A 2822-nucleotide genomic window follows, 5' to 3' on the forward strand; every position below is an offset into this window, starting at 1 on the left:
GGTTACGGAATCGATCATCTCGCCGCCGGTGAGCATGGGCGGCATCTCGTCGAGCAGCTCGTGGCGTCCCCAGAGCACGCCGATGCCCATGGGTCCCAGCGCCTTGTGCGCAGAGAAGGCGAAGAAATCCGCTCCGAGCTGGCGTACGTCGACCGACATGTGCGGCACAGACTGCGCCCCGTCCACCACGAGGTAGCCGCCGTGCGCATGCACCGCGTCGGCGAGCGCGCAGACGGGATTCTCCACGCCGAGCACGTTCGACACGTGCGCGCAGGCGACGATTTTCGTGCGCGGGCCCACCTTGGCGGCGATCTCCTCGCTTGAGATGCGACCCTCGCCGTCTGGATAGAGGTAGACGAGTGTCGCGCCCGCCGCCCGGCACGCCTGCTGCCAGGGGATGAGGTTCGAATGGTGCTCCATGATGGTGATGGCGACCTCGTCGCCCGGTTTGAGCACGCATGGCGCGAACGATTTCGCCACGAGGTTGAGCGACTCGCTCGCGTTCCGGGTGAAGATGACGTCGGACGCCTGCGCGCGTCCGCGCTCGTCGACCGCGCCCAGCAGCCGTGCGACCTGCGCGCGCACGTCGGCGATTGCCTCGGTGGCTTCCACGGAAAGCGAGTACAGCCCGCGCAGCGGGTTCGCGTTCATCGTCTCGTAGAAGCGTCGCTGCGCGTCGAGCACGCACGCCGGGCGCTGCGCGGTGGCGCCGCTGTCCAGGAAGGCGATTTCTGGCTTGGTCGCCAGCAGGGGAAAATCCGCCTTGTAGGGATTCTGCCGAATATCGGCGGCTGCGGCGGTTGCGGCCGCGCTGCCAGCGCCGGTCTCCATGTTCGTCATGCGACGTCCTCCTCGAGGTCTTCGTCTTCGAAATACTCGAAATCTGCCGCCAGAGCGCTGCCCAAGCGCATCACATTGCGCCTCATCGCATCGTCCGACGCGGAAAGTGCGGCGTCCTCGAGCTTCGCGGTGATGAAGAGCGCCTCGGCGGCCTCTTCGGAAAGTCCGCGGCAGCCCAGGTAGAAGAGCTGTTCAGGACGCACGTGGCCGATCGTGGCGCCGTGGTTGCCCGCCACGTCGTCCTCGTCGCACAAGATCACAGGCACGGTCTTGTTGTCCACGCCCTTGCTCGCGAGCAGCACGGTCTCGCGTTCGGTGCCCTCGGAGCCCTTGCATCCGTGCACGAGGTCGATCGTGCCGCGCAGCACCTTCTTCGCGCGCCCGGTGAGCACGCCGTTCGCATCCATGTTCGAGACCGTCTTGCGGCCGCGCTGGCGGATGACGTAGTTGAAGTCGCGCGTCTCCGCGGCGCTTGCGAGATAGCGCGTGTCGATATCCATGCGCGCGCTGTCCCCGCGCAGGTCTGCGGCAAGGCCGGTCGCGGTATGGGCGCCGCCGAGCACCACATGGCGCACGGTCACGCGGGCGCCCTCGTCGAGCACGTAGCCGGAGTCGTCGAGCGCCGTGAAGGCGTCGCTCGCGGTGATGTAGACGGTGACGTTCACACGTGCGTTCGCTCCGGCGAAGACGCGCAGCTCGGAGCCGATGAGGCCGAGAGGCTCGCTTGCGGGGGAGTCGGCGCCTTCGGCGGGGGCGGTGTTGGTGCTGGCGGGCGTGGCAGTTGTCGAAGAGTCCGCGCGCGGCTCATCCTCACCAACGCCGTCGAGCGAGATCGCGAGGTCGAACGTCGAGCCTGCCGCAGCCACGACGTCGACGCTTGCCGCTGCGGCACCGCCCTGCTCGCCGGTGATGCGGACGGTCGCCTGGCCTTCGGCACCTGCCTCCGTCGCGAGCGTGATTGCGCCACCGGCGATGAAGCCCAGGTAGGCGCGGGCGTCGGCGCCGATGCCCGTCTCGAAGGCGGCAGCAACGTCGCCGGCATCCTCCTCGAGCGCGGCGCGGCGCTGGTAGCGCGAGAGCGCTGGCGTATCGAGGTCGGCGATGTCCTCTGCCGCGAGCTTGGCCGCGCGTACGCTCGCGCGGCTATCTGCCGTGCCAGATTTCTCGCCGCGCCCACCGCGTGCCGCGTCGAGCCGCTCCTGCAGCTCCGCGACAGCGCCCTCGAAGGTTGCCGTGGTATCGAGCAGCGCGTCCTCTGCCTCGATCTCCGTGCCGCCCACACGCTCGAGTCCTTGGGGGATCTCGATCGTGGTGTCGTTCATGCGCAGCCAACGCCACGTGGGCGCGGGCATGGCGCTCATATGTTGCATCGTGAGTGCGTCCATCAGCATTCACTCCAAACGTGACTCAAAACGACCCCGTCCCCAAACGGGTCAAATGACTCAAAACGACCCCGTCCCCAAATGGGTCATCCAATCGCGCCTTCCATCTCGAGCTTGATGAGGTTGTTCATCTCGACGGCGTACTCGAGCGGTAGCTCCTTGGCCACGGGGTTTGCGAAGCCGTTCACGATCATCGCGCGCGCCTCCTCCTCGGGGATGCCGCGGCTCATGAGGTAGAACACCTTGTCGTCGCCGATGCGGCCGATCGTCGCCTCGTGGCCAATGTCGACGTTCTTGGCGCGCACGTCCATGGCGGGGATGGTGTCGGAGCGGGACTCGTCGTCGAGCATGAGCGAGGCGCAGCTCACGCTCACGCGCGCGCCCTCGGCTTTCGGCGTCACCACCACGGAGCTGCGGAACGTCTGGATGCCGCCGCCCTTGGAGATGCCCTTCGTCTCGACGGTCGCGCTCGTGTCGGGTGCGTTCAGCACCACCTTGCAACCGGTGTCGAGGTTCTGCCCCGCGCCGGCAAACGTGATGCCCGTGAAGCTCGAGCGGCTCTTGCGGCCGTCGAGCACGCTCATGGGATAGAGGTAGCCC

The 2822-nt window shown here is 67.5% G+C and carries 3 protein-coding genes; all 3 read right to left on the reverse strand.

Translation table 11 applies throughout. The annotated features are described in order from the left end of the window. On the reverse strand, positions 1-831 hold an 831-nt coding region (locus QZ079_RS08955; RefSeq protein ID WP_297037506.1), incomplete at its 3' end, for an aminotransferase class V-fold PLP-dependent enzyme. A gap of 5 nt (positions 832-836) precedes the next feature. Next, the gene (locus QZ079_RS08960; protein WP_297037504.1) at positions 837-2225 is read right to left on the reverse strand and encodes a SufD family Fe-S cluster assembly protein; all 1389 of its coding nucleotides are present in this window, start codon (positions 2223-2225) and stop codon (positions 837-839) included. Positions 2226-2308: 83 nt separating this feature from the next. Continuing rightward, positions 2309-2822, reverse strand: a 514-nt coding sequence (locus QZ079_RS08965; protein WP_297037505.1) for a SufD family Fe-S cluster assembly protein, incomplete at its 5' end; no start/stop codon positions are given.

The sequence above is a fragment of the uncultured Enorma sp. genome, assembly GCA_905210055.1.
Classification (GTDB): Bacteria; Actinomycetota; Coriobacteriia; order Coriobacteriales; family Coriobacteriaceae; genus Enorma.